The sequence below is a fragment of the uncultured Thermanaerothrix sp. genome (genome assembly GCF_938028735.1).
Classification (GTDB): Bacteria; Chloroflexota; Anaerolineae; order Anaerolineales; family Anaerolineaceae; genus Thermanaerothrix.
On sequence record NZ_CALIMF010000012.1, the window covers coordinates 103,937 to 130,058 of the forward strand.

Consider the following 26,122-nt stretch of genomic DNA (forward strand, 5'->3'; position numbering starts at 1 on the left):
GCCCCTCACAGACTTGCACTTTATTGGCTTACGGTGTGGTCTTGATCTTGCCGGCAATGATGTCTGCCTTGACCTGATCCAACTCAGCTTTCAGTTGATCGGAGATCACACCAGCAGGGAAGTTCGCAATTCCCACGCCCTCGTTCTCCAACGTGCCTACGTAGACGCCACCCTTGAAGGTGCCATTGAGGACCTGCTCGATGGCGGCAAAAACGGCATTGTCCATGCGCTTCATGATGGAGGTGAGGATGATGGGAGTGTACTGAGAGGCACTGACGGTCCAATCGGTATCCACACCGATGATCCAAGCCTTACCGCGTTCCTGCACCGCAGCCGCCGTTCCAAGCCCAACCGGGCCCGCAACGGGCAGGATGATGTCGGCCCCCTCGTCCATCAACGTCAAGCCCATTTGGCGACCATCATCGGTGCTTTCGAAATTGCCGGTGAAGAGCCCGGTTTGCTTTTCAGGATCCCAGCCCAGCACTTCAACGTTAGTGCCATGTTTCTCATTATAGTAGCGCACGCCCAGCGCGAAACCGTCCATGAATACGGTGACCGGTGGGATCTGAATGCCACCAAAGGTGCCCACCTTGCCGGTCTTGGTCACGCCCGCGGCTGCATAACCCGCGAGGAAAGCAGCCTGATCGGTTGCAAAGGTCAGGCCCAGGACGTTATTCAGCGGCGGGTCATAGGCAAAGTCTACAATGGCGAATTTCTGATCCGGGTTCTTCTCTGCGGCGGTTTTGGTCGCATCACCGAGCAGGAAGCCTACAGTGACAATGAGGTCGCATTTTTCTTCAATGAATGCGTTGATGTTTTTCTCGTAGTCGGTCTGCTGCTGAGATTCGAGGTATTTTCCCTCAACACCCAGTTTGGCAATAGCGTCTTCCACACCTTTCCAGGCAGTGGCGTTGAAGGATTTATCGTCAATTCCGCCGACATCGGTTACTTGGCAAATTTTTGCTTTCTTGGTGGCGGGAGTGGGGGTGGCTGCAGGTTGGCAGGCTGCCAGCACCAGTGCCAGCACAATCAGTGCAGAAAAAATGAGGTACAACTTCTTTTGCATTTGAATTTCTCCTCCTTACCAAATTGGGGATTTTGTATCACGGGGAGACAGGTGAACAATCTTTTTCTCCCCAAGGGCTGTTTCTAGTATATGCTTGATTACAAAAGGTTGCAAGTGATTGATGTCACAGATTTGGCCTTACCTGTTGGTGGGGGTTAGGGAGCATAGCGCCCGAATTCTAATGCAGCTTCCACCATGGCTAGAATGTTCTGAGGAGGTACCTCGTTCGTAATTGAATGTACTGCGGCCAGGAAATAGCCACCCTCTTCACCCAAGATTTCGATGACCCGTTTGACCTCCTGGCGCACATCCTCAGGGGTGCCGATAGAAAGCACCCTTTGGGTATCTATGCCTCCACAAAAGGTCAGTTTCTTTCCATAGCGGCGCTTAAGTTCGGCTAGGTTGCCCATCTGCCCAGCGCTGGTTTGGACGGGGTTGAGGATATCCACCCCGATCTCAACGAAATCATCCAGGAAGGCACTCACATCGCCATCCGAATGGAAGAAAATTTTGGCCGGGCTGTGAGCCTTGGCGAACGCAATGATTTCTGCATGAATGGGTTTGAGAATACGCCGATACAGCCGCGGGGAGATTAGGGGGCCGTTCTGAGCACCTAGATCGTCACCAAGGATAAGGATATCCACATGATCCCCCAAGGCTTTGAGGAAATGCCCTAAGTGGGTCAAGCAGAGCGCTTTGATCTTTTCCAAAAGGGCTTGAGCAAAATCCGGATTTTCCACCAAGTGGATCAGAAAGGTTTGCATGCCTTGCAATTGACAGGCCCGTTCAAGAGGCGCAATGAGCCAGGGTGCAGCCACGATGGCATAGCGGTTTTCACGTGCCAGATGAGCAGCTTGTTGGGGCACATGGGCATAGCGTGTGGGATCATTCATATCTGGCCAGTGGGGGTAGTTTAATAACTCGTCTAGTGTGTGAGCCTGGGCCAAAGGGTGAATACTTGGATAATAGAAGTCGGGAGCGATTTCGGTTTGTCCCACTCCCCAATCATCCCAATAGGGAGTGGCAGGTGGACGGGTTCGATTGCGGTGGTATGTTGCAGCAGGGAAGCGATCTTGAACGCCTCTCACGTCGCTGTGCAGATGTTCTAAAACAGTCTCTTCAATGAGGGGCGCCCCTAGTTCCGGCCAATCATACAGGTATCCCTCGATGTGGGGCTCTAACCCTAGGTAAGTTTTGAGGTTAAGGTAAGCCTGACTCAGAATACCTGTCGTTAGATCGGCCCCAATGAAAATGGGCACCCGGTCAGGCCGTTCATGCGCCAGCACTGCCAGTACGCGTTCACGTGGTGTGAGGGACATGGGGCTACCTTTCAGGGTTGGGAACTCAATCGGCGGGAACCGGTTGAGGGCGATGGGCTTTGGCCTCACCTCGGCGCACTCCCAGCATCATCACCAGGGCGGCCAGCATGAAAAAGGGCGCTACGATCATGATGAGGGCGTAGTTCTCACCGCTTAGCTGGATGATCCAACCGTTGAGATTGGGCCCCACGATTGCTGCTAGGGTGGAGAAAAGATAGTAGAGGCCTGTGTAAGTCCCAATATGCAGGTCGTCGGTCATATCAACCACCATAGGCAGGGAGTTGATATTGATTAGTGCCCAGGCGATTCCCGCTACCATCAAAGAAACACCTGCTATTGGTACTACCCCTAACACCGGCAAACGAAACAGCGTAGTGGTGAGGAGGGGAGCAGGTGTAAAGTAAAGCATCAGCATCACAGCAGTTAACAAGAGAATGCCGCTGAGGATGGTGCGGCGCCGACCCAAGCGGCTGCCCAAAAATCCGGCGGGCAATGCAAAGAGGACAAAGAAGAGCGAAAGTTGTCCTAGCAGACGGGCGCCATCCGCTTCAGAGATACGTAAGTGATTGACAGCATAAAGAGTGAAAAAGGCCTCGATGGCGTTGTAGGCTACGAACCAGAAGAAGATTGCCAGCAGGATACGCAGGGCACTCTTTTCTTTGGCTGTGACGACCTGCCGCAAACTCTGCCACAGACTGGGCGGAGTCTCATCGGTGATCTCGTATTCTTGGGGTTCCCGGATGAAAGCAAAAACCATCAAAGCAGCCAGGATTACCAGCACTGAGCCCAACCAGAATGGATAGGCAGGGTTCATCTCATAGAGAGAAGCGCCAATGAAGAAGGCAATGATTGCCCCTACTCCTCCCATGAAGTTAATGATTCCATTGGCCTGAGAACGGTAGCGAGAGGGGGTGATGTCGGGCATTAACGCTACTACGGGGGTGCGCCAGAAAGCCATGCTCAGGATGAGGGTAATTGTGCAGGCCATGAAGAACGGGAGGAAGGTCTGTAGGGGGATCAACCCAAAGGCTAGGGCTGAAAGGGGCGCGCCCGCGAGAATGAAAGGCAAGCGTCGTCCAATAGGAGTGCGTAAGCGATCTGACCAGGCTCCAACTGGGGGCTGGATAAAAAGCGCGGCGAGGTTATCCAAGGTCATAAAGAAGCCGATGATCCCGGGGGGAATATCAAAGCGGTTGCGCAGAAAAATGGGGACATAGGCGTTATAAACGCTCCAAATCACGCTGACACCAAAGAATCCAAACCCTAACAGAAAGATTTTTCCAATGGAGAAGCGTGGTTTCATGGGGGATGATCCTTTCGTCTTAATCTGAGTTATGGGGATGTTTGGATGAATCGGGCGTTGAAGAAGCGTTTTGTTGTTTGAGGCGTTCTAAAAATTGGCGGTCGGCTTCGCTGAGATGGGCCCTGGTCAGCAGGTCAGGGCGGCGTTGCCAGGTGCGTAGGAGGGCTTGCTCACGTCGCCAGCGTGCAATGGCAGCGTGATTGCCCGAAAGCAAAATATCGGGTACGCGCCAGCCGCGAAATTCTGCTGGACGGGTGTACTGAGGGTACTCTAGCAAGCCACTGGCAAATGAATCGTCAATAGCGCCGTTTGGATCACCCAGTACCCCCGGGATCAAGCGGCTAACGCTGTCAATGATAACCAGAGCCGGCAATTCACCCCCGGTGAGGACGTAATCGCCAATGGAGATCTCATCGGTGACCAGATGCTCGCGCACGCGCTCATCAATGCCTTCATAATGTCCACAGAGGAGCGCCAATCGGGGCTGTTCAGCCAATTCGCGTGCAATCTCCTGGTTATAGGTGCGCCCCTGCGGAGACAGCAGGATCAGTGGGCAGGCGGGGGGAATGCCCAGGACGGCTTCCACGGCGCGGAAAATTGGCTCGGGTTTCATGACCATCCCACCCCCACCCCCAAATGGTGCATCGTCAGCGGTATGGTGTTTATCGGTCGTGTAATCGCGAATGTTGTGAATGTAAACCTCAATCAAGCCACGCTGAATGGCGCGCTTGAGAATGCTTGTTTCCAGATAGGGTTGAATCAGGGTGGGAAAGAGCGTGAACACATCAAAACGCATACTTTGATTTTATATCCTGCTCCAAAGAATGGGCAAGCCTGCTGTAGATGATTCCTCGCGCGTAAAAACTCTTTATCCTTGACGTTAATTTTAGGGCAGGGTAAGATGCTAGCATGTATTTACGTGGTAGTCGCTTTAACTTAAACCGTCGGCGGCGGCGCTCCAATCCAGTGCGAATCGTCGTGCTGGTGGTGTTGATTGGAGCAGCTCTCTACGTGAATCAGTTTGTAGTGCCTCAAACCCCTCCTCTCTTTGTGCCCACACCCACGCCTACGCGTGCTCCTGAATCCTATGCGATTGAAGCGGAACAATTGACCAATCAAGGGAAGTTTCTGCAGGCCATTCAGGTCTATCGCGAAGCCCTTCTAGTGGATCCTAAGAACCCTTCTTATCACCTTGCATTGGCACGCCTGTATCTCTATACCAAACAATATCAGCAAGCCCTGGAGAGTGCGGGAAATGCCTTGCTCCAGAATCCTAACAATGCACAGGCGTTGGCGTTGCGAGGATATGTGTTGGGATTGATGGGGGATTACCTGCAGGCTGAGGCAGTTCTCAATCAGGCTATTGAACTGGATCCCAACAACCCAGTGCCTTATGCCTACCTGGCCGAAGTGTTGGGTTTGAAAGTACAAAGTGGGGAGGGGGACCTCATCACCCTAAACCGCGCTATCGAACTATCGCGCAAGGCCCAGAGTCTAGGACCTGACCTGCTAGAGACTCATCGTGCGCGGGGATTGGTATTGGAACTCACCGCCAATTACGCTGATGCTGTGCGCGAGTTTGAGGCGGCGATCGCCCAAAATAAGTACATTGCTGATCTGTATCTGGCGCTGGGGCGTAACTACCGTGCGATTCCGGATTATCCTAAAGCCATTCAAGCCTTTGGGAATGCGATCCCATTGACCCCTACAGATCCCTTGCCCTACATGTATCTCTCCAAAACCTACCTGGCGACAGGTGAGTTGACTCGAGCATTGCAATATGCCGAACAGGCCTTGAGCCACGCTCCCACAGACCCTTTTCTCTACGGGAATCTAGGAGTGATTTACTACCGTACCCGTGATTACGTGCGTGCCATCCAATATTTGCGTATTGCGGTGCGGGGTGGGACCAGTGAAGATGGGCAGCCGGTTCAGGGCCTGGCGCTGGATTACTATCCCGTTTCCGAGTACTATTACACCTACGGCCTGGCTCTGGCGCGCACGGGCGAGTGTGATGAGGCGGTACAGATTGCCCGTGCCCTTTTGCAGGGCGTGAGTAACGAGGATGTCTCGGTGAGCAATGCTCAAGAGATTCTGAACATTTGCGGTAGCCAAGCGAGTGGTACACTCCCTGCGGCCCAGCCGTCGGCTACTCCTTAACTGTGTGGGATGGCGTTATGGTGCTTAAGATCGAAGAGAGAAAGCCGCTGTTTCGGCGGCAGCGTGCACGTAGCAATCCCTATCGGGTGGTGGTGCTGGTTTTCTTAATTCTGGGAGGGATGTTTTTATTACGTGCTTACGATGCGCGGGCTATTCAGCCCTTGTTTTTGCCCACCCCCACACCAACCCGAGCGGCTAATTCGTATGCTTTAGAGGCCGAAACCCAATTCTTTGCCGGCAATTTGGGGGCAGCCATTGAGGCATACCAAAAGGCCGTTCAGATTGATCCTCAGAATGCACGGTTATATGCTGAGTTGGCGCGGGTGCAAACTTACTCGTCCAGTCTGCTGACGACAGATGCAGAGCGGAAGCAGCGCCTTAGCGAGGCCCTGCAAAACGCCAACCGTGCGGCTGAATTGAATCCAGATGACACGTTGGTTCATGCCATTCGCGCATTTGTGCTGGACTGGAATGCCAATTCAGTGCTGGCAGGAGAGGAAGCCCCGCGTTTTCTGATTGAAGCAGAGCAGGCTGCTCTCCGAGCCCTGCAATTGGACAGTCAGAACGCGCTGGCTTTGGCTTATTACGCTGAGATCCTGGTGGATCAGCAAAAATGGGGGCAAGCCGAGGAGTATATCCAGATTGCATTGCAACGCGACTCTTCCCTGATGGATGTGCATCGAGTGAGTGCCTATGTGCAAGAGTCCCTGGCAAATTATGAGGGGGCGATTCGGGAATATCTCCAGGCCATCAAAATTACGCCCAATTTCACGCCGTTGTATATCTCGATTGGCGCAAACTTACGCCAATTAAAGCGCTATGACGAGGCGCTGGAATATTTTGCCAAGGCAGTTGAAATCAACCGGCGCCTTGGGGTCAAAGACCCCATCCCCTACCTTTCAATTGCAAAAACCTATTCCCAAAAAGGCGAGTTCTTTGCGGCTGCACTCAATGTGCGCGCGGCTCTGGAAATGATCCCGGACAATCCAGATGTCTACGGTCAGCTGGGGATGGTTTACTTCAAATCGCGCAATTATGAGAGTGCCATTCCGGCCTTAAAATGTGCTGTGCGAGGATGCTCTGCCGAGGAGTCTTGTGAGGTGCGACGTTGTAATCCTGAAGCTGATCGCCCTACCGCCATTCAGGGACTACCCTTGAGTGATAACACGGTGGTGTATTACTACACCTACGGGGCAGCCCTCGCCGGTATGCACCGTCCTGCAAACAATTACTGTGCTGAAGCCATGCAGGTGCTGGCTGAAGTGCGCCGTGCGTACGCTCAAGACCCGGTGGTCATGGGAATTGTGGAACCCAGTGAACGTATTTGCGAATCCTTTGGCTATGCTCGTCCTTGAGACTGCCTCGAATATCAGAGTTTTATAAGAATTTTTCGAAACCTCTTGACTTCTCTCTCAAAGATAGGTATGATACAGGGCGATTTAGCACTCTAATTATTAGAGTGCTAAAATGTCGGATCAATCAACCCAATTCTCGAACGGGAGGTATCTATGAGCGTCAATCTCAAGCCACTTGGTAGTCGTGTTGTGGTCGAACCGATTGAGGAAGAAGAAGTGACAGCAGGGGGTATTGTGTTGCCCGAAACAGCCAAAGAGAAACCGCAAAAGGGGAAAGTGCTCTCTGTGGGGCCCGGCGATCGTGATGAATCGGGCAAGCGCATCCCGTTGGATGTTAACGTGGGTGACACGGTCCTGTTTGCCAAATATGCTGGCACCGAAGTGAAGGTTGAGGGCAAGAAACTGCTTATCCTGCGCGAAAGCGATATTTTAGCCATTATTGAGTCCAAATAACCCAATCCATCTCTGAAAGGAGCGAACTATGGGAGCGAAGCAACTGGTTTTCTCGGATGATGCACGCCGTCGTCTGAAAGCAGGTATTGATATTCTGGCAAATGCTGTGGTTACTACGTTAGGTCCGAAAGGGCGCAACGTGGCGCTGGATCGCAAATTCGGTGCGCCGACCATTACCCACGATGGCGTAACAGTGGCGAAGGAACTGGAACTAGAAGATCCCTTTGAGAATATGGGTGTACAGCTGCTGAAAGAGGCAGCGACCAAGACCAACGATATTGCCGGTGATGGTACGACCACTTCTACCCTACTGGCCTACTCCATCGTGACCGAGGGCCTGAAAGCTTTGGCGGCAGGTGTCAACCCGATGCTGCTCAAGCGTGGGATTGAGGCTGCGACCAAAGCCGTATCCGAGGAAATTAAGAAACAGGCAATCCCGATCAACTCTAAAGAGGATATTGCCAATGTGGCAACCATCTCAGCCCAGGATCGCACCATTGGTGAGTTGATTGCTGAAGTTATGGATAAAGTGGGCAAGGATGGGGTCATCACGGTTGAGGAGTCAAAGGGTCTAGAGTTTGAGACCGAGTACGTTGAGGGTATGCAGTTTGACCGCGGCTATATTTCGCCATACTTCATCACCGACCCAGAGCACATGGAAGCGGTGGTGAACGAGCCGTATATCCTCATCCATGATAAGAAGATTTCTGCCGCGGCGGATATTGTTCCGATCCTCGAGAAACTGGTGCAAATTGGCAAACGTGATCTGGTCATCATCGCCGAAGATGTGGATGGCGAGGCCTTGGCGACCCTGGTGCTCAACAAACTGCGTGGCATGCTGAATGTCCTAGCGGTTAAGGCGCCTGGCTTTGGTGATCGCCGCAAGGCCATGCTGCAGGACATTGCAATCCTTACCGGTGCGACAGTGATTTCTGAGGAGACTGGTCGCAAACTGGAGACCGCCACCATTGCCGACTTGGGTCGTGCCGAGAAAGTGGTGGCTGACAAGGATAACACCACGATTGTAGGTGGTAAGGGCGACGAGAAACTGATTAAGGCCCGCATCGAGCAGATCCGAGTGGAGATTGAGAAAACCACCAGTGATTACGATCGCGAGAAACTCCAAGAGCGATTGGCAAAGCTTGCCGGTGGCGTGGCGATCATTCGCGTGGGCGCAGCGACCGAGACCGAGTTGAAAGAAAAGAAGCACCGCGTGGAAGATGCTCTCTCAGCGACCCGCGCGGCTGTTGAGGAAGGCATTGTGCCAGGTGGTGGTGTGGCGCTGATCAATGCAATCCCCGCGCTCGACAATGTCAAGATGGAATACGAAGATGAGCAGATGGGCGTTAACATCGTCCGCAAGGCGCTGGAGATGCCGCTGCGCAAGATCGTTGAGAACGCGGGTAAGGATGGCTCAGTGATCCTGGAAGGTGTCCGCCAGGCCCAGAAAGCGCAGAACAATAAGAACATCGGTTATGATGTGTTGCGCGAGGAATACATTGATATGGTCAAGGGTGGCGTCATTGACCCGGCTAAAGTGACCCGCGGTGCGTTGGAGAACGCGGCTTCGATCGCGGGCATGATCCTGACCACTGAAGCGTTGGTTACGGACGTGCCTGAGAAGGAGAAGCCTGCTACGCCGCCGATGCCGGAGTACTAAACCGACTTCCATGGTGCAAGCCAGGCCGTGGCCCGAATAGAGCCACGGCCTTTTTTGTTCCGCTTCATTTGCGGTTATAATCATTACTATGTTATGGCGTTTGAGATATGTGCTGGTAATGTTGGGAATTCTATGGGGAATGAGCGGTTGTCAAACCAACCACTCTTCGGTCGCATCCCCGTCGTCAAATGGAACTCCTCTGCCAACAATGACGTTCACGCTGGCTGCAACGCCAACTCATACGCCGGAACCTCTCGCGATACAGGTTAACGGCCTTGTAATTACACAACGGGAGTTTGAAGCTGAACGCAGCCGTTTACAGGCTGCTGCTAAATCCTTGGGACAAACGCTGGATGCCCGTGCTGAACGTGAGCGGCTGGTCAATGAGTTGGTGGATGAGTTGTTGCTGGCCCACGCAGCCTTTGCCAATGGTTACAAGGAAGATGATACGATTTTGGAAAGCAAGATAAGGGAGTTGGAGACCGCACTGGGAGGAGAAGCGGCTTGGCAACAATGGTTAGCCAAGCACGGTTATTCAGAGGTTGACTTTCGCCAGGCGCTGAGCCGTTCGTTGGCTGCTGCTTGGCAACGTGACCGAATCATTGAGGCCGTGCCTCAGGCAATGGAACAGGTGCATGCGCGCCAAATTTTGACCCGCGATCAGGCCACAGCCGAGGCCTATTATCGTCAATTACAGACCGGTACCGATTTTGATACGTTGGCTTTTCAGGTTGATCCCCTTACCGGGGGGGATTTGGGGTGGTTTCCGCGTGGGTATGTGACCCGCCCCGAGTTAGAAACGGCGATCTTTGCCCTGGCGCCAGGTCAGCACACCTCGGTCATTCAGACTGACCTGGGCTTTCATATTGTTAAGGTTATCGCCCGTGAGGCTCAGCGCCCCTTGACGGTGGATGCCCGGCGCGTTCTTCAGCATCAGGCCTTGCAGAAATGGCTGAGCGAACAGCGCCAAGCAGCCACTATAAAAATTCTAATTCCTTGAAACTACCTCACTCGTTGGGGAGCAACTGTGGCGCCGATACGTACGCCTGAAGATCCGGATTTACTATGGAATGTGTTGACTTTGTTGGTCTGGCTGGGTATTGGCGGGGTGCTTCTTCTGGTCGGGGTGATCTACGTCAATCCTAACTCGCCTGTGAATCCCTTTCCACCGCGTCCCTTGCCCACATTGCTCAGCCTTCCTACCTTGGGTGAAGTGCCCTCGCCCACACCCTGGTCCACAGAAACGGTTCTAAAAATCCCTCCGACCCCTGCGCCAAGTGCCACGCTAACCCCAGAACCTACACTTATCCTGGCAACCCCTTTACCAGAGCAGTCAAACCCAATTGGTACGCCCACCTCTCCCTATCGGTATGCTTTTGCCGTGCAGGGGAAACCCAATGCCATTTCTGCGGCACTTTACTATCCTGAACGCACGTGTGATTGGACAGGGGTAGCGGGGCGCGTATTTGATATCCAAGGAAGTCCGGCCATCGGGATACGGGTGTCGTTGCAAGGTTACCTGGGGGGTAAAAGTATGAGTCTGCTCAGCCTGACCGGAACAGCCAGTTTGTATGGTCCTTCGGGTTTTGAGTTCACCCTTGCGGATAGGCCGCTAGCCTCCCGAGGCACGCTCTATATACAGTTATTGGATCAGGCCGATTTGCCGCTTTCGCCTCAGATTGCGTTCGACACTTTTGCAGAGTGCGACAAAAACCTGATCTTAATTGATTTCAAGCAAGTGCGCTGAAGTTTCCCAGGTTAATCTTTTCGTCGCGAAACCAAAGAGCCTCACAAAGTGAACTACTGGGCAGCGCCATCACCCCACCGGCAGCAAAGTAGGCGAAGTCGAAGGAGACAGCGTCCCCCGCTTTTTTGCCGGGAATCGGCATCAAGCGGGCGGTAAGGGGCTTACGGAGGCGCGTTGAAAGGAAAGCCAGATCGGCCAGTAGGCCCATGAGTTGGTCGGGAGACGTCTCTCCCGGCAGGGGCACGGTATCCAAACCAGTGCCGCAAACGGCCGAAAACAGGAGCAAATCTTTGAGACTCAAAGTGCCCTCTGCAGCGCGCTGAGCCAGGACAGTATCTTCCAACACAGGCAGCATGAGACCGTTGAACCCACTGCGTGGCCAACGCCCACGGCTCAGTGTCTCGGCTAAGAACGCGGCGGCGCTCAGTGAGCCAAAGGTGCCTAGGCGCGAGGCCCCCAAGCGTTCTAAGGCTGCGCCGATGGAACACGACGGGCTGGGAAAGGGCGCTGGCGAGAAGTCGAATCCTCGGAAGACGATTCCCGAATCGAGAAGAGGTGTAACCACAGAGGTGATTCGATTGGCGAAGGTTTCCAAATGTCCCAGGAGCGCCTGGCGGGTTTCATCCCAGGTTCGCTCTTGCGAAAATACCTCTAAAACCGCATCGGCGCCCTCAATGGCAAAGGCCAAGGCGGGAGGATGACCTGTTGGATGATAAGCGGCCGGAAAGAAGGGGGCGCCTGGAGGGACATTGGCCAAAGCGGCAAACCGTAGGTTGGCGAATCCATCGCTGGTAAGAGAGGCTGCCTGATGAATGATGTTTGCACTTGCACGAATGGCTTGGAGGGAGATGCCGTAATCTGGTTCGGCCATCTGGGCGGCAATAAAAGTGCTAGATGTACTGGCCAAGATCGGGATCACCGCTGCATAAGAGGCCGCATGAGTCAGGAGTGCCGGGCCCACCCCAAGATAATCAAAGCCTAATGTTAATACCTCCTGTTCTAGCTCTTGGACGGTGCGGATCATTTGGCTCTCCGAAGCCAGATTAAGCCACAATGGAAATGGGGTGGTAGCCACCCGGCAGGTTTGAACCTCGATTCCCGTATTTTGAAGTGCGTGTTTGAGGTCCTGACTCAGATGGCTCAGATGATGTAGGGTTTTGGGCATTTCATGAGAGGAGGGATCAAGAAAGCAGGTAATGGCGCGGATTTTCATGGGGTTTGCCTTTGACGGACAACTTCAAAAAGCAGGATGGCAGCGGCGATGGCTGCGTTAAGGGACTCGCTTTCTCCCGGCATGGGAATAGTAATCCACTCGTCAGCATAGCGCTTGGCTTCGGAGCTGGGGCCTTCAGCCTCATTGCCGATCACCAGCAGGAGGGGCTGGCGTAGATTGCACTGCCAGTAGGGTGTCCCCCCTCGGGATTCGGCGAGGAAGATACGCGCTGATTCAGGAGAACGTTGCCTGGCCAGGGTAAGCAGCTTCTCCCAATCGAACTGGTGAATGGGAAGGTGGAAGTGGGCGCCCATGGCGGCACGGACGACCTTAGGGGCGAATAGGTCCGTTGTGCCTGGGGTGGTTACAACGGCATGAACTCCCGCTGCCCAGGCAGTGCGTAAAAGGGTGCCAGCATTACCGGGATCCTTAATCCCATCCAAAACTAGTAGAAAATCCCACTGTTGGGGGAAAGGGATATGATACGTGGGAAGTACACATAGAATTCCCTGAGGGGTTTCAGTGCCGGCCAGGGTTTTCATTAATTCCTGCGCAACCGCAAGGAGGGGGACGCCTAGGGCGCGAAACTGCTCCACTAGTTGCTGTCCGCGTTCACCAAGTTGCTCATGATAGAGGACATATCGGGGTTGCCATCCCGCCTTGAGGATCTCTTCGCATAGCCGTATCCCCTCGGCAACGAATAATCCTTTTTCTTCGCGCTCGCGGCGACGTTCGATCAGGGCTCGCACTTCCCGAAAGCGCGCGTTGTGGCGAGAATGAATGAGCGGCTTATGAAGAGGGTGGTTTGGACTTTCGCCAGGTTTCAAGGGCTTCAAGGAATACCTCAAGGGTTGGAGCATCGTAGAGGGTGATGCGCACCAACGAGAGCGGAGAATTAGGAGATTGGGTAAAATAATCGGCGATTGTGTGCAAGAAAACCCGCGCAGCCAGGTCTTTGGGCACGCCAAAGATTCCGGTTGAGATCGCCGGAAAAGCCAGAGAACGTATACCCAGCGTTTCGGCTAAGCGCAGGCTTCCCAGAATGGCAGCACTAAGTTTGCACTCCTCGTCTCCCTCACCCCATATCGGACCGACAGCGTGGATAATGTAGCGGAAGGGCAAACGCCCTGCTCGGGTGTAGGCGGGTTTGGCATGGGTGACAGGTCCAAATTGTTGCACCCATGCATCGCTTTCCGCTTGGATCTGCGCTCCCCCCTTGCGCAGGATAGCACCTGCCACTCCGCCCCCATGCTGGAGCATTGTATTGGCTGCATTGACGATAGCCTCTACATCCTCAGCGGTGATATCTCCCTGAGCGATTTCCAGGACCTGCCCACCAGGAAACGGGTACCTGGCTTTAACTTGCGACGCCATTTTGCGCCTCACTGCTTGACTGCAGGGAGATTATAGCACAAGGTGGGGGGAGGGTGAATTAAAAAACGTGGGGCGCGTATTGGCCCCACATTGGCTTACCTGCCTCTTATCTGGATTGAGTGTCACAGAGCGGCCTGGGCTTGGGCCACGACAGCGGCAAACGCTTGAGGATCGCGCACGGCCAAGTCGGCCAGGACCTTGCGATTGAGATGGATGTTGGCTTTCCTCAGCGCATAGATCAACCGACTGTAGGTCGTACCGTTCAGACGGGCGGCGGCGTTGATCCGGGCAATCCATAACTTGCGCAGATCGCGTTTGCGTTGCCGCCGGTCGCGATAAGCGTACCACAGGCTCTTAAGCATTGCCTCGTTGGCCCGCCGGAACAAGCGATGGCGTGTCCCAAACTGACCCTTGGTGAGTTTTAGCACCTTTTTATGTCGTAGATGGCTGTGTGGACCACCTTTTACACGCATGACTCTCTCCTTTGCGAACCCCTGGGCGTCGGTGTTTTAGCACCCGTTGCAAACACCCAGCAGCCGCATCAAGTGATGTGGAATTAATCGGCTTTCTTTAGGTAAGGTGCCAAACGATGAATCCGCTGGATGATCTTTTCACCCTGAACCGGGATCATCTCAGTGAACAGGGCTTTGGTGCGCTTAGAGGTGCGGCGGCGCAGGTGGCTCTTGCCGCCCTTCGTACGTACCAACGTGCCTGATCCGGTTAAGCGGAAGCGCTTGGCAGTTGCCTTATGGGTTTTAAGTTTGAATTTCTTTCCCGGTTTTGCTTTACGAGGCACGGCTCACAACTCCTCTCACAAAAAGATAAGGCAGGTAATAACGCGCGAATGCGCATTATACCAGAAAAATGAGATCTTGGAGGATAAAGAATGTGGCTCAGGTGTTGGCAGTGTCCTTTGTTTCAACCTCGGGGGCGGCACCACCTTCTGTTGTAGCGGCGGTGGTCTTTTTCTTGCCCCCTCTGGCTGGCGCCAGAACCATTGTCATGGCTTTGCCTTCAAGGGTGGGCATCTGCTCAATAACCGACACGTCAGCCAGTTCAGCGGCAATTTCCTTGAGGTCCTCGAGCGCAATCTCGGGGTAGGTGATTTCTCGCCCACGAAAACGAATAGTCACCCGCACTTTCATCCCCTCTTGTAGCCAGCGCCGTGCATCGCGTGTTTTGAAGCCGCGATGATGCTCGTTGGTTTTTGGGCGCAGGCGGATTTCTTTGACCTCAATTTTGGTTTGGGCTTTGCGGGCCTCGCGCTCTTTTTTGGTCTTCTCGTAAAGGAATTTGCCAAAGTCCATCACCCGGCAGACGGGTGGGGCGGCATTTGGGGCGACTTCAACCAGATCTAGTTCGGCTTCGCGGGCTATGCGTAACGCCTTCTCGATAGGAACCACCCCTAGGTTTTCGCCATTCGGGCCGATCAGGCGCACTTCTGGGACGCGAATAGCCTCATTTACGCGATAATTTGTCGTGCTAATGGTTCTCTCCTTTCTCCTCGCTGAGATTCTGGGTAATCAAATCAGTCCGTTTCCACGGACCGATTGCAAATAGATATTACCATACCTGTTTTGAGCATGTCAACTGGAATGAGGAACTTCTTCTCATTTGATGCCTTGTTCATTGTTCAAGCCAGATAGTCACTGGTCCGTCATTCAAAATGTGGACTAACATGTGAGCACCGAAAACTCCCTGCTGTACGGGGATTCCATACGAGCCCAGGTAACGCGCAAAGACCTCAACCAGAGGCCGGGCGACCTCGGGCGGTGCTGCCTGGGTGAACGAAGGCCGATTTCCCTTACGTGTATCGGCGTACAGAGTAAATTGGGAGACCACCAGGACTTCTCCACCCACTTCCTGGATGGAGAGATTCATTTTACCCTCTTCATCCTCGAAAACACGCAGGTACGCGATTTTACGGGCCAGCGCAGCAGCCTTTTCTTCGTTGTCTTCCAGCCCCACGCCAAGCAGGATAGCCAACCCCGGCCCAATCTGGGCAACAACCTGCTTATCCACCTCAACGCTGGCCTCGCGTACACGTTGAAGCAAAGCACGCATTAGGGCAATCCAATCGCTTCGCGGACTTCTTGCATGGTCTGTTCAGCAATTACCCGTGCTCTAGCCGCACCCTGTCGCAGAATCTCCCAAATAGTTTCCGGATTCTGAGCCAATTTTGCCCGGCGCTCGCGGAAGGGGGCCAGATGTTCATTCAGGTTGCGAGCTAACAGTCGCTTGCAATCTACACAGCCGATCCCTGCACGGCGGCATTCGACGTCCACCATGGCAATTTCCTCGGGCTTGGAGAAAACTTTGTGCATGGTAAAAACATTACACACGTCTGGGTTACCTGGATCTGTACGTCGCACCCGTTGCGGGTCGGTGACCATCTGCATGACTCGCTGAAGAGTTTCCTCGGGGGTCGCTGCCAGCTCAATATGATTGTTTAGGCTCTTGCTCATCTTCTGTTGCCCATCAATGCCTAGCACCTTGGGCACCTCAGTAATTTTCATTTCTGGTTCAATAAGCACTTGAGTGTTGTAGCGATAGTTAAAGGATCTCACCACTTCACGCGCAAATTCAATATGGGGGGCCTGATCCAGGCCAACCGGCACTAGGTTGGCCTTGTAGAGCACAATGTCAGCCGTCATGAGTACCGGATACCCTACCAATCCGTAATTCACGTTGTGGGGCTGTTGGCGGGCCTTTTCCTTAAACGTTGGGAGATCAGTCAATTTCCCCAGCGGGGTGACCATCGAGAGGTAGGTATGCAACTCCATGACCTGGGGCACATTGGACTGCACGAAGATGATGCTTTTCTCAGGGTCAATTCCAGCCGCCAGCCAGTCTAACGCCATCTCGTAGGTATTTTGACGCAAGTCGCGTGTGGTTTCAAGCGTAGTTAGGGCATGGACATCTACAATGCAATAGATACACTCGTAATCCTCTTGTAATGCCACATAATTACGCATGGCCCCCAAGTAATTGCCGAGATGCTGTCGGCCTGTAGGGCGGGCGCCGGAGAAAACGCGACCTTTCTTCTGATTCATACACGTCCTTCCTGTAGGTATTTTCTGACCAGGCCCAGGATCTCGCCCGGTTCTGCATGTCGTCCGGTCTGCAGTTTGGAATAGAGTAACTCACCGTTCACAGTTACTTCAAAGCGTCCACCATCTGAGGGAATAACCGTTATGGATTCGATTTCAGATTCAAAATTTTTCAGTAAATCAGCCATCAGACCGATGGCGCGATCGGTATAGTGTCAAACCGCGCAATACTCGATTATGATCTTCAGCAACATAGGCTCTCCTCTTGGGTAATTGTATGTAATAAAAATTATAACCCAAGCCTGGAGTTTGGTAAAATCCAAAGCGTGGGCTGGCAGTTGTTCCCTAGAGGTGTACCTCGGTCAAAACGACTCTTTGACCTGTGCTTGGTGCTTCCGGGTATGATCCTGGCATTTCCATTAATGGGGATCATTGCGCTTGCTATTCTTGTGTTTGAAGGGCCACCGATAATCTTTTGCCAGCCTCGCCCAGGTTATAAGGGGCGCATTTTCAAATTGTATAAATTCCGCACCATGCGAGAGGCCTACGATGCTCACGGTAACTTATTGCCTGATGCGCAACGATTAACACCCTTGGGACGATTTCTGCGGGCTACCTCGCTGGATGAACTCCCTGAACTTCTTAATGTATTGCAGGGCGAGATGAGCTTGGTGGGACCACGTCCCCTCCTGGTGGCTTACCTGGATCGGTATACCCCTGAGCAAATGCGGCGGCATGATGTGCTGCCGGGGATCACCGGCTGGGCGCAGGTTAATGGGCGCAACGCGCTTTCGTGGGAGGATAAATTCCGGCTGGATGTCTGGTATGTGGATCACTGGTCGCTGTGGCTGGATATAAAGATACTTGCTCTGACGATTTGGAAAGTTCTGCGACGCGAAGGAATTAGCCAACCTGGGCAAGCAACCATGGAAGAATTCATGGGATCAACTCCTCCGGCTGATCAGGGGGGTGTCAACGGGTAGATCCACCCCTTTTGAAGATCTTGTAAGACCTGTTCGGCCATGCGCTGCCGTCCGGGAGTCAGCCACTGTGAATTGATGTTTTGGAGTTTCAGAGGGGCGATCACAGTCGTGGATTGTTTTTGTTCGATCGCGGCTTGCCAGGCGGTTTCCAGCCCCTGCTCAAGATCAAAAGTTAGCGTGACCGCCCAGTCAGGGGGCGAATCCTGCGGGGGCTCCGCAGTCAGTATGCCCCAACTACTGGCAGCCAGGTGATCCTGTAGTTCGGGTGTGAGCACTTCTGGGGAGACGAACAGGGTCTCCAGGCGATTCTTGTTTAGCTCGGTCAGGGCACCCTGCCACTCTTCGACGGAGGCGTTGATCGAAAGGTTGGCCATGACGGGGAAGGTTGTAATAGGACCGTATGCCGGAACACAGCGTCCACATAGGTAATAGGCACCATTACGGAAAGCTTGTTGGGTGGTTTCAGAGTTGGGGGGGAACAAGCCGCCAGCGCGAAAATCCGGTGCGATCAAGACCGAGAGATAGCCGGCCAGAAAATATAAACGCTCGGCGGGCAGGATGACTTGGGTCATGTTAGGGGCATCGAGAAGAGGTGCGTTGCCAATGAAAATAAAACGAAGGTCGGGGTGTTGAGCAATTAGATTACTGTAATCTGCCAATGGGGGTAGAAGCATGACGCCCACCACCCCTGTCTCCAGATCGGCGGCCTGTAGGTTGGGCCGAATTTCGATTTGCCAGCCCTGAGCAGTCAGCCGGGTTTGCAGCCAGTTAGTGACTCTTTCCTGCCAGGGGCTGCCTTGACTAATCACTAGCACACGAGGTGGAGTAGGCTGGGTCGGAGAGGATGTGAGCGCAGGGGGCTCGGCCAGAGGGGTTGGAGGGGATGCTGTTGAGGTGGAAACAGGCTGGATGGTGCCAGGCGTGCAGGCTACAAGCCCAATTAGCGTTGCGATGAGGAGAAACCTAAGTCGGCGCATGGGGCTATTTTACCGCAGAAGATGGTTAGAAGGCTCTGTATTATAATAATGGCATGATTGAACTCAATATCCCCGGACGTGGTGTCCTTCGATTAGAACATCTAGTGTGTGATGTTAATGGAACGTTGGCGCTGGATGGACAATTAATAGATGGGGTCTATCGCAGTATCAACGTCCTGCGCGATCGTCTCCATATTCACCTAATCACGGCAGATACTCATGGCCGACAGGCGGCCATTGACCATCATCTGAACCTAACGGCAGTACGCCTTAACCCTGGGGATGAGGCGGCACAAAAGGCTGCTTTTGTCCGTGATCTAGGGGCTGAGCACGTGGTGGCAATTGGTCAAGGCGCTAACGACACGGAGATGTTGCGTGAGGCAGCCCTGGGAATCTGCGTGATGTCGCGAGAGGGAGTGGCAGTTTCTACTTTGATGGCGGCGGATGTGGTGGTGCCGGATATCCTGACGGCTCTAGAATTGCTGGAACGACCTCTGCGTATTGTGGCGACCTTACGGCGATGAATCTGCCTACCAGCGAACCTCTCCCATCCGAACCTGAACGTCCAGCGGCTTCGCCCCCGCCATTGCGTTATTTGCGTTCCTCGTCCAGCGGTGAGGGCAAGGGGAGCGCATTGCAGGGGTTAACTCGCCAGTTGGAAGCGGGTTTCGATTTCTACTTGGCAGCCGTTATTTGTGCTCTTCTGGTTGGGGCGGCTTTGAGCTCTGACGCTCCCATTTTGTATTTTCTTGCTGTATTGATGAGCCCCTTCCTAGGGCCAGTGATAGGTGTGGTTTTAGTAGCCTTTGGGGGGACAGCAACCTTTCTGGTCAATGTCTTGGGAGGGGTGATATTCTTAAGTCTGATCCTACTTGGCGCAGGAGGGGCATCTGGGTGGGTACAACACAGCCTTCATCCCGAGATTACACCAGCATTGCTCCGCTATTATGGGCAATGGAGAGAATTGGAGTGGGTTATTACTGCCATTGGGGCCGGATTAGTGGCTTTTTTGTTGGTGCGTTCACCTCGTCAGCGTCCCCTGGTTGTGAACCTGGTCCTGGCTTATGGACTTGTCTTGCCGTTGGCGATCGCAGGGTATGGCTGGGGGAGCCAACGACCGGATTTGTGGATCGCGGGAATAAGGACTTTTGGGTTGCACTTGTTAACCATTTGGCTGGTAGCCTGGGGGGTTTTGGGGGTGATGAAGTTGCGTCCCCGAATATGGGGTTATGCAGTTGGACCGGCTTTACTGATCGGAATAATGATGCTGTTGCTTGGAAAGCCGAGAGCGCCAATACCCGAAAACTTAGCGGTGATTGGCCCAACCGTTTCTCCCACGGCGTGGTTGCCATCACCTACAGTAACGGCTTTACCCCGCCCCACGGGGACCTCGGCTCAGGTTCCAATGAGCGTAACCCCGTTGCCTACCCTCGCTCCGTCCCCAACTCCTTCGGTGACCGTTACCCCTGAGCCGACACCTGTTTGGGCGAGAGTGTCGGCAAATATAGGAGGAGGGGCTTTTGTACGGGAAGAGCCGGATGGCCGGGTGCTGACTTCACTGCTCAATGATACTCTGGTGCAGGTGATCTCTGACCCTGCTCAAGGACGGGGAGGGGTCTTGTGGGTTAAGGTGCGGACTCAGCAAGGGGTTGAGGGGTGGATGGTACAGGCGTTGTTAGTAACCGCCACCCCAATGCCTGGATGGTAATCAGCAAACACACTTTGACATCTGGAGAGGCAAAGAACGATGACGATACATTTCGGTACTGATGGTTGGCGGGCAGTTATCTCAGACACATTTACGTTCCATAACTTGCGCCTGGTGACTCAGGCTATAGCAGATGCCGTAGCCTCAGATCAGTGGTTGAACGGCCTGGGAGAAGGGATTAAAGTGGATCCGAAAACCATGGTGGTTGGGTTTGATACGCGCTTTCTCTCGGATCGCTTTGCTCAGGAAGTTGCCCGTGTGCTAGCAGCCAATGGATTCACTGTTTACCTTAGTCAGGCCGATGCCCCGACCCCGGCCATTTCTTACGCTGTGCGTCATCTGGGTGCTATTGGGGGAGTAATGATCACGGCTTCTCATAATGCCCCCCGGTACAATGGGGTTAAACTCAAAGCCGCATTTGGCGGATCGGCATCCCCAGAGCAGTGCCGCCGGGTTGAGATTTACTTAAACGATAACGAGGCGCAGGGGCGGGGGCCTAACCTAATGGACTACGAGCAGGCACGCCAACTCAAACTGATACAGCGTTTTAACCCCATTCCTGCTTATGGGGAGCATTTGCGCCGTTTGATTGATTTTGACGTCATTGCTGAGAATCCTCTGCGGATTGTGGTGGATTCGATGTATGGCTCCGGGCGCGGGGTCATTCGCAGTCTGCTTCAGGGAACCGGCTGCGAAGTGTACGAGATTCGGGGTGAGATGAACCCCGGGTTTGGGGGTGTGCATCCGGAACCGATTGCACGGTATTTAGGCGCCCTAGCAGGGGCCATTAGCACCGGGGCAGGCAACTTCGGCTTGGCAACCGATGGGGATGCGGATCGCATCGGAGCGATGGACGAACGAGGCAACTTTGTAGATCCGCATAAGATCATGGCGCTGGCGCTGCGCTATCTTGTGGAAAAACGAGGTTTGCATGGCGCAGTGGTGCGCACCGTTTCCACCACACGTATGGTTGATCGTCTGGCGGCACGTTACGGTTTGCCTCTTTATGAGACGCCAGTGGGCTTCAATCACATTGCCGACTATATGCTACGGGAAGACGTGCTCATTGGAGGCGAGGAGTCGGGCGGTATCTCCTTTAAGGGCCACATTCCCGAAGGTGATGGGATCCTGATGGGACTGTTGATTGTAGAAATGGTGGCTGAGTCAGGGGGTACATTAATGGAGTTGGTGGAAAGCCTGCTCCAGGAGGTAGGCCCGGCCCATTATGAACGCAGGGATATGCGCCTGCGTCACCCAGTCTCTAAGGAGAAGATGACAGCGCGACTTAAGGACGAGGCCCCGGCGCAAATCGGTGGGGAATCAGTTGTCCAGGTCAGCACGCTAGATGGTGTGAAATATATCCTGGCCGATGATTCGTGGTTATTGATTCGTCCTTCCGGAACCGAGCCGGTATTGCGCGTTTATGCTGAGGGCCGCTCACCAGAAATGGTGCGTGCCTTGCTCGCCTTCGGTGAACAAATTGCCGATCAGGTAGCATAGGACCAACCTAAGCCAGGGGTTATGCAAAGGCAGGGGCAAGCAATGGCCCCTACCTTTTTAGGTTAACCGCGGGGGTGCAAAAAGGAGATGGAGGATGCACGCTGAGAGTTAGCGTGTAGCCGAAAAACGCAGGCGGCGGGTGATCATAATCACCAGGATAAGGAAAGCGGCTAAACCCAGCAAGCCTGGTAATCCAACTTCATCCGCAAAGCCGGTAGTCGGCAAGGCCGTGCTGGTTGGAGTGGGGCCCACAGCCTGGGGGGTACCGGTAGCGGCTTTGGCCACCTGGGTCAGAAAAGCAGCCACCGTGGCGGTGCGTGCCATGTTTTCCGGTGAGAGAGTATTTGTGGGTACCGGCGTTGCGGTGGGAACGATGATTACCGGCGTTGCGGCGGTAGTAGGAGTGGGTTGGGCCAGCAGAGTTTGTTGCAAGGCAAATGCCTGCGAGGTTTGGGTGGCTTGCATAGCAATAACGGTGTTCTGAGCGTTGATTTGAGCCGCTTCTTGCTGTAATCGGGCACGATTCTGGTTGGCTGAGACCAGGGCAAAAACGATCAGGGCAATGATCGCCAGTACGAAGATGCCTCCGATGATCCCGGCAGCGATCAAAAAGTTGCGATTGGGCCCTGGGCTACCCGCTTCGGGTTCCGGTTCAATGGGTTCTTCAAAGGGGTTCTCAGCGCCGGTGCTTCCCTGAGGGGAGCCTTGCTCTTCATCATCAAAATTGCTACGGAAGTCCATGGTTCACCTCTCCTTGGTTTAAGACTTATTAGGCGATGATTTCCAAATTAAATAAGGGCACCGTGACCCTTTGGGCATTCTCCAGTTCGATCTCAGCTGCTGGCAGACGTTGCCCGCTACGCTGGAGCCAACTGCTGTGGGGTTGGATCACTTTACCAATACTTCCTGCATAAGGTGGGAGTACCAGACGAACTGTTTGCCCAACGGTGATTTCAACAGCCTCTTCGGGGGCCTTACCCGCGGCGGGTAACGGAATCACAATTTCTGGTTTCTCACTCAACCTTGGATTCCAAAACGCCTGAAGATAGGCTTCGCGTTTTTGATTGGTGGTCAACAATTGAAAAGCCAGATGATTGATCGGAATATGTCCCACACCTTCAAGCAAGATGACGGGTAGGTTGAGACTAGCTACCAGTGGAAGCAGGGGGGCCGAAACACTACCCAGGATGATCCCCCGTACAGGGATCTCCGCAGCCATCTTAAGGGCCTCGGGTTGATGACAAACGCCACCTACGATCACGCTGCCTCGTAAGGTCAGGTCTAAAGCCTCGGGTTTTAGAGGAGCATCAGGTGTTTCGGCCAGCACGGTGAGTACCCCGTTATTACTCTGTTGGTTTCCCCAGGCTCCCTGGATCAGAGCCCCATGGGTTTCTATGATAGCGCCCCGCTCAGGGAAAACCTCGGCAACCCTGCCGGGTAGTCCAGCCAAAAGGCGATGGGGCTGCGAAACAACCTCGAGAAGAATCTGGCCTTTATAGATAGCCACTATCCGTCCAGACGTAGGGGCCCGTAACAGGCGTGAAAAGAGACCGCGGGTTTGAGCCAGGATATCTCCTTTTTCAACTTGTTCTCCTACCCGCCGTTCAATCAGGCGCTCGGCATCGCTGACGCGCTGCACCCCTAAGGCTCTGCGCACGTCCAGCAGTAGGTGTTGGCCTGGGACAGGGGCTTCAGCGATGACATCGGTAGCCTCCACTGTCTGACCAGAACGCACTAGCACACGCCCCTTTTCGGTGAGCATGCGTAGACGGCGCAGATGAGTCAGAGGGAGGATGTGGTGAGCAGGTAACATCATAGGCTTCTCAGGTTATTTTCTAAACCATGCAAGGTTTGTGCCAGTCCTCAACCACCAAGAGTGGCTATCCAGCGTTTGAGCAAATCGCGGCGGCGGGCTGAGTCGGTGGGGAGCGTTATAGGCCGTCCACGCGCGTCAATGACCGCTCCGAGTAGCCCGCCCGTTACTTTGAAACTACGGGCTGTGTCTTTACCGGTGGGGGTCAGACGCAGAGGGCGAAGGGGTTGCAGGTGCAGGCGCGCTCGTTGCCCATTGGGGATCGGCAGTGGCACCAAAGTCCCCTGACGCACTTCCACGCTCGATGTTTCACCACTTTCTAGCTCGTAGCGTACTTTGAGAATAGGTGTACCGTATCGCACCGAGCTAAGTGGGGCGATGACGGTGCCAAGGTTGACCAAAGCATTGCTTTCAAGCACCTGGACAACAAGGGTGGGGTTCAACGGAGCAATGGCGCCCAGGGCAGTCAGCAAGCCGTAAGGGTCGAGGATAAAGGTCGTAACACCAATAGGTTGGAGTCCATCAAGGAGCATGAGCAAGGATTGGGCAGGGGAAGCGGCCTGTGTGAGGGCATAACCACTGACTAGGATGGGTTCGAACCCGTACAACCCTTCGTCAGGCGCCACGCGGTTTGCCACCTGGGCGAGTATCTGACGTAGCATGGCCTGCTCAATGGCCTGGTACTCCAGTGAGGTTGGGACGGCAGTTGGGTACAGTGTTCGATGCCATAAATAGTCCCTCACCGCCTCATTGGGCACGTGCATGGGGAGCCAACGGGTGATGCTTTCCAGTGGACTTTGTTCGAGTGCGGCCGCTAGCCCGAAGCCAGAGCCTATGGGGATCGCCTGCGTTGTAAGAGTTCCACTGCGTGCCATTGCAATCCCGGTTGTAGCTGAGCCCAAATCAATGCCAAGGACTCCTAGGGGAGGGTTTGTAATTTTCTCAAGAAACTGGACCATGCGCCCAAAGGCTCGCAGACTGGGCTGAGGAGTGATGGCACTAATCGTGCTGTAAGATTGCAATCCGCCGATCTGATGCGAGCGGCGCAGGTAGACAATCTCGGAGAGTACCTCCTGAGCCGGCATCAGATTCTCCCGGTCAATGTCGGGACGAAGATTAGGGACTGTGCGTGGACGCACATATGGCTCAAGGCGATCACACACTTGTTTGGTGATGGCCGAGTTACCAGCATAAAGAACTTCTGGGCGGCTTTCAGCAGTCATGAGTTGGAGAGCCAACGTCAGTAAATCTACAATCTTGGCTATTGATCGCGTGGCTCCCTGATCAGTGCCCCCAGCGATCAGGATTAGGTCCGGGCGAGCCCGCAGGATGGCATCAATTTGGGCCTCTGGTTTACGGCGGTCATTGAGGCTGATTTGCTCTACAATCTGACAATAAGTTGATTCCAGAACTTTGCGGGCACTGGCTAGTGAGACTTCCTCTAGCAGCCCCATAGCCACCACGCGCAGGGGCTGACCAGCCGAGAAGGTTAGCACAAAACGGTCCACCCCCGATCCATCTTCTTGTGTGGGGAGGAGCAGATGTGCTTCTTCCATGAGGCGCCGCCCGGTAATCTCTTCCAGGCGGGTGAGAGTCTGAAAGATGCTCTCGCTGATGTCGAAAAAAGGTGCGCCAACTGTGGTGCTGACCTGCGTGGCGGCAATCATACGGTATCGTTCTTCTACCACATCGAAGAGCAATGCGCGTGTGAACACGCTCCCAATATCAACAGCAAGGACCGATTCGGCTTCAATGATAGAGGAACTCATAGGCTAGTGTCTCAAGGTACTAGAGTGTTGATAAATTGGAGCACAAAATCCAACCGCCCAATAAGCACAGTCAGAGAGGCCAAAATGACGCCCGCAAAGAAGGCTCCCAGGGTGATGGCAATGAACCCCTGCCCAATTCTGGCTATCCATTCGACCCAAGCGGGACGAACGATACCTTTGCCGGGTTCGCGGCGACCGGTGAATTGAAAGTAAAGCAATGTCGTGATGGCACCAAAGAGTAGCACCATTCCAGTAATCCAACCGCTGGAGACACTTTGAGGGAATGTAAAGGAGAGACCCGCTGCGCGCACCTGGGTAAATAGAGTGCCAAAGAGAGCTCCGTTGATAATCACCGCTGCTCCCACTCCAACCAGGAAGGCCATAGGCAGACTGCCCAGGAATGACAATCTGGGTGATAGTCGGGTTAGTAAAAGCAGGCTTAGCAGAAGCGGGATTGCCATTACACCTGAAGCGGTGCTGGGATTGACTAGAGGAGTGATCAAACGCGGGAAGATAACCTGATCAATGAGGACCACGGCCAAATAACCAGCCGAAATGCCAACGAATGTATAGAGAGCAATGCGGAAGAGCGGGTTATCCCCAATGGCATAGGAGAGTATGGCCAGGGTGAGGACAAAAGCGATCAGGCTCCACAAAGTATCTGTCATAGCG

Annotated in this window: 27 protein-coding genes and 1 pseudogene; 10 read left to right on the plus strand and 18 right to left on the minus strand. The window is 54.0% G+C overall.

The genetic code is table 11. The features are described from left to right. Positions 1 to 28: 28 nt before the first annotated feature. The 4 genes from Q0721_RS06925 to trmD all read right to left on the minus strand — a co-directional run bounded on the left by Q0721_RS06925 (position 29) and on the right by trmD (position 4,484). Complete coding sequence (locus tag Q0721_RS06925; RefSeq protein ID WP_299027376.1) at positions 29 to 1,066, minus strand: BMP family ABC transporter substrate-binding protein; 1,038 nt, start codon at positions 1,064 to 1,066, stop codon at positions 29 to 31. Positions 1,067 to 1,221: 155 nt separating this feature from the next. Continuing rightward, a complete protein-coding gene (locus Q0721_RS06930; protein ID WP_299027379.1) occupies positions 1,222 to 2,385 on the minus strand; it encodes a uroporphyrinogen decarboxylase family protein in 1,164 nt (387 codons plus the stop codon). A 25-nt stretch (positions 2,386 to 2,410) separates the two neighbouring features. Then, the gene (locus Q0721_RS06935; protein WP_299027382.1) at positions 2,411 to 3,688 is read right to left on the minus strand and encodes an SLC45 family MFS transporter; all 1,278 of its coding nucleotides are present in this window, start codon (positions 3,686 to 3,688) and stop codon (positions 2,411 to 2,413) included. Between the two features lie 19 nt (positions 3,689 to 3,707). Next, positions 3,708 to 4,484: a tRNA (guanosine(37)-N1)-methyltransferase TrmD gene (gene trmD / locus Q0721_RS06940; RefSeq protein ID WP_299027385.1), complete on the minus strand. Its 777-nt coding sequence runs from the start codon at positions 4,482 to 4,484 to the stop codon at positions 3,708 to 3,710. Positions 4,485 to 4,597: 113 nt separating this feature from the next. Here trmD and Q0721_RS06945 point away from each other — a divergent pair, with 113 nt between their 5' ends. From Q0721_RS06945 to Q0721_RS06970, 6 genes are all read left to right on the plus strand, one after another. Further along, on the plus strand, positions 4,598 to 5,848 hold the full coding sequence (locus Q0721_RS06945; protein WP_299027388.1) for a tetratricopeptide repeat protein: 1,251 nt from the start codon (positions 4,598 to 4,600) through the stop codon (positions 5,846 to 5,848). A gap of 17 nt (positions 5,849 to 5,865) precedes the next feature. Beyond that, positions 5,866 to 7,203, plus strand: coding sequence for a tetratricopeptide repeat protein (locus Q0721_RS06950; protein WP_299027391.1), 1,338 nt, complete (start codon positions 5,866 to 5,868; stop codon positions 7,201 to 7,203). Between the two features lie 153 nt (positions 7,204 to 7,356). Further along, entirely contained in the window at positions 7,357 to 7,656 is a 300-nt protein-coding gene (groES, locus tag Q0721_RS06955) for a co-chaperone GroES (RefSeq protein WP_299027394.1), read from the plus strand. Between the two features lie 28 nt (positions 7,657 to 7,684). Next, positions 7,685 to 9,316, plus strand: a complete 1,632-nt coding sequence (gene groL / locus Q0721_RS06960) for a chaperonin GroEL (RefSeq protein WP_299027397.1) — start codon at positions 7,685 to 7,687, stop codon at positions 9,314 to 9,316. 208 nt (positions 9,317 to 9,524) lie between these two features. Further along, a complete protein-coding gene (locus Q0721_RS06965) occupies positions 9,525 to 10,316 on the plus strand; it encodes a peptidylprolyl isomerase (RefSeq protein ID WP_366519198.1) in 792 nt (263 codons plus the stop codon). Positions 10,317 to 10,343: 27 nt separating this feature from the next. Next, positions 10,344 to 11,063: a hypothetical protein gene (locus Q0721_RS06970; RefSeq protein WP_299027399.1), complete on the plus strand. Its 720-nt coding sequence runs from the start codon at positions 10,344 to 10,346 to the stop codon at positions 11,061 to 11,063. Here Q0721_RS06970 and Q0721_RS06975 read toward each other — a convergent pair. The 9 genes and pseudogenes from Q0721_RS06975 to Q0721_RS07015 all read right to left on the minus strand — a co-directional run. Further along, positions 11,047 to 12,276 (minus strand): DUF711 family protein, encoded by a 1,230-nt coding sequence (locus Q0721_RS06975; protein WP_299027401.1) that lies wholly within the window; start codon positions 12,274 to 12,276, stop codon positions 11,047 to 11,049. The two genes, Q0721_RS06970 and Q0721_RS06975, sit on opposite strands and share 17 nt — an antisense overlap. Beyond that, positions 12,273 to 13,112, minus strand: coding sequence for an RNA methyltransferase (locus Q0721_RS06980; RefSeq protein ID WP_299027404.1), 840 nt, complete (start codon positions 13,110 to 13,112; stop codon positions 12,273 to 12,275). Before Q0721_RS06980 ends, Q0721_RS06975 begins: the two co-directional genes overlap by 4 nt. After that, a complete protein-coding gene (locus tag Q0721_RS06985; RefSeq protein WP_299027407.1) occupies positions 13,066 to 13,650 on the minus strand; it encodes a macro domain-containing protein in 585 nt (194 codons plus the stop codon). The genes Q0721_RS06980 and Q0721_RS06985 overlap by 47 nt, the downstream gene beginning before the upstream one ends. Positions 13,651 to 13,772: 122 nt before the next feature. Beyond that, the gene (gene rplT / locus Q0721_RS06990; RefSeq protein ID WP_299027410.1) at positions 13,773 to 14,123 is read right to left on the minus strand and encodes a 50S ribosomal protein L20; all 351 of its coding nucleotides are present in this window, start codon (positions 14,121 to 14,123) and stop codon (positions 13,773 to 13,775) included. A gap of 83 nt (positions 14,124 to 14,206) precedes the next feature. Further along, positions 14,207 to 14,446, minus strand: a complete 240-nt coding sequence (locus Q0721_RS06995; RefSeq protein WP_054520811.1) for a 50S ribosomal protein L35 — start codon at positions 14,444 to 14,446, stop codon at positions 14,207 to 14,209. Between the two features lie 97 nt (positions 14,447 to 14,543). Then, on the minus strand, positions 14,544 to 15,164 hold the full coding sequence (gene infC, locus Q0721_RS07000) for a translation initiation factor IF-3 (RefSeq protein WP_299027763.1): 621 nt from the start codon (positions 15,162 to 15,164) through the stop codon (positions 14,544 to 14,546). Positions 15,165 to 15,276: 112 nt separating this feature from the next. Beyond that, the gene (gene dtd / locus Q0721_RS07005) at positions 15,277 to 15,714 is read right to left on the minus strand and encodes a D-aminoacyl-tRNA deacylase (protein ID WP_299027416.1); all 438 of its coding nucleotides are present in this window, start codon (positions 15,712 to 15,714) and stop codon (positions 15,277 to 15,279) included. Continuing rightward, positions 15,714 to 16,703, minus strand: a complete 990-nt coding sequence (trpS, locus tag Q0721_RS07010; protein WP_299027419.1) for a tryptophan--tRNA ligase — start codon at positions 16,701 to 16,703, stop codon at positions 15,714 to 15,716. Before trpS ends, dtd begins: the two co-directional genes overlap by 1 nt. Continuing rightward, positions 16,700 to 16,900, minus strand: a pseudogene (locus Q0721_RS07015) (Rdx family protein); the annotation flags it as partial. The pseudogene Q0721_RS07015 and the gene trpS, both read right to left, overlap by 4 nt. A 138-nt stretch (positions 16,901 to 17,038) precedes the next feature. On the opposite strand from Q0721_RS07015, the gene Q0721_RS07020 reads away from it, so the two are divergent. Beyond that, positions 17,039 to 17,683, plus strand: coding sequence for a sugar transferase (locus tag Q0721_RS07020; RefSeq protein ID WP_366519199.1), 645 nt, complete (start codon positions 17,039 to 17,041; stop codon positions 17,681 to 17,683). On the opposite strand, the gene Q0721_RS07025 is transcribed toward Q0721_RS07020, so the two are convergent. Continuing rightward, positions 17,662 to 18,660, minus strand: a complete 999-nt coding sequence (locus Q0721_RS07025) for a hypothetical protein (protein ID WP_299027424.1) — start codon at positions 18,658 to 18,660, stop codon at positions 17,662 to 17,664. The genes Q0721_RS07020 and Q0721_RS07025 overlap by 22 nt on opposite strands. Before the next feature lie 53 nt (positions 18,661 to 18,713). On the opposite strand from Q0721_RS07025, the gene Q0721_RS07030 reads away from it, so the two are divergent. From Q0721_RS07030 to Q0721_RS07040, 3 genes are read left to right on the plus strand one after another with little or no spacing between them, the layout of a single operon-like run. After that, complete coding sequence (locus Q0721_RS07030) at positions 18,714 to 19,184, plus strand: hypothetical protein (protein ID WP_299027427.1); 471 nt, start codon at positions 18,714 to 18,716, stop codon at positions 19,182 to 19,184. After that, the gene (locus Q0721_RS07035) at positions 19,181 to 20,368 is read left to right on the plus strand and encodes an SH3 domain-containing protein (RefSeq protein ID WP_299027430.1); all 1,188 of its coding nucleotides are present in this window, start codon (positions 19,181 to 19,183) and stop codon (positions 20,366 to 20,368) included. The genes Q0721_RS07030 and Q0721_RS07035 overlap by 4 nt, the downstream gene beginning before the upstream one ends. A gap of 39 nt (positions 20,369 to 20,407) precedes the next feature. Continuing rightward, complete coding sequence (locus Q0721_RS07040) at positions 20,408 to 21,868, plus strand: phosphoglucomutase/phosphomannomutase family protein (RefSeq protein ID WP_299027433.1); 1,461 nt, start codon at positions 20,408 to 20,410, stop codon at positions 21,866 to 21,868. A 108-nt stretch (positions 21,869 to 21,976) separates the two neighbouring features. On the opposite strand, the gene Q0721_RS07045 is transcribed toward Q0721_RS07040, so the two are convergent. The 4 genes from Q0721_RS07045 to Q0721_RS07060 are packed head-to-tail and all read right to left on the minus strand — an operon-like array spanning position 21,977 to position 26,118. After that, on the minus strand, positions 21,977 to 22,609 hold the full coding sequence (locus tag Q0721_RS07045; protein WP_299027436.1) for a hypothetical protein: 633 nt from the start codon (positions 22,607 to 22,609) through the stop codon (positions 21,977 to 21,979). A gap of 28 nt (positions 22,610 to 22,637) precedes the next feature. After that, positions 22,638 to 23,684, minus strand: a complete 1,047-nt coding sequence (locus Q0721_RS07050; RefSeq protein ID WP_299027439.1) for a hypothetical protein — start codon at positions 23,682 to 23,684, stop codon at positions 22,638 to 22,640. 47 nt (positions 23,685 to 23,731) lie between these two features. Next, entirely contained in the window at positions 23,732 to 25,450 is a 1,719-nt protein-coding gene (locus Q0721_RS07055) for a glutamate mutase L (RefSeq protein ID WP_299027442.1), read from the minus strand. An 11-nt stretch (positions 25,451 to 25,461) separates the two neighbouring features. Next, positions 25,462 to 26,118 (minus strand): hypothetical protein, encoded by a 657-nt coding sequence (locus Q0721_RS07060; protein ID WP_299027445.1) that lies wholly within the window; start codon positions 26,116 to 26,118, stop codon positions 25,462 to 25,464. Between the last annotated feature and the right edge of the window lie 4 nt (positions 26,119 to 26,122).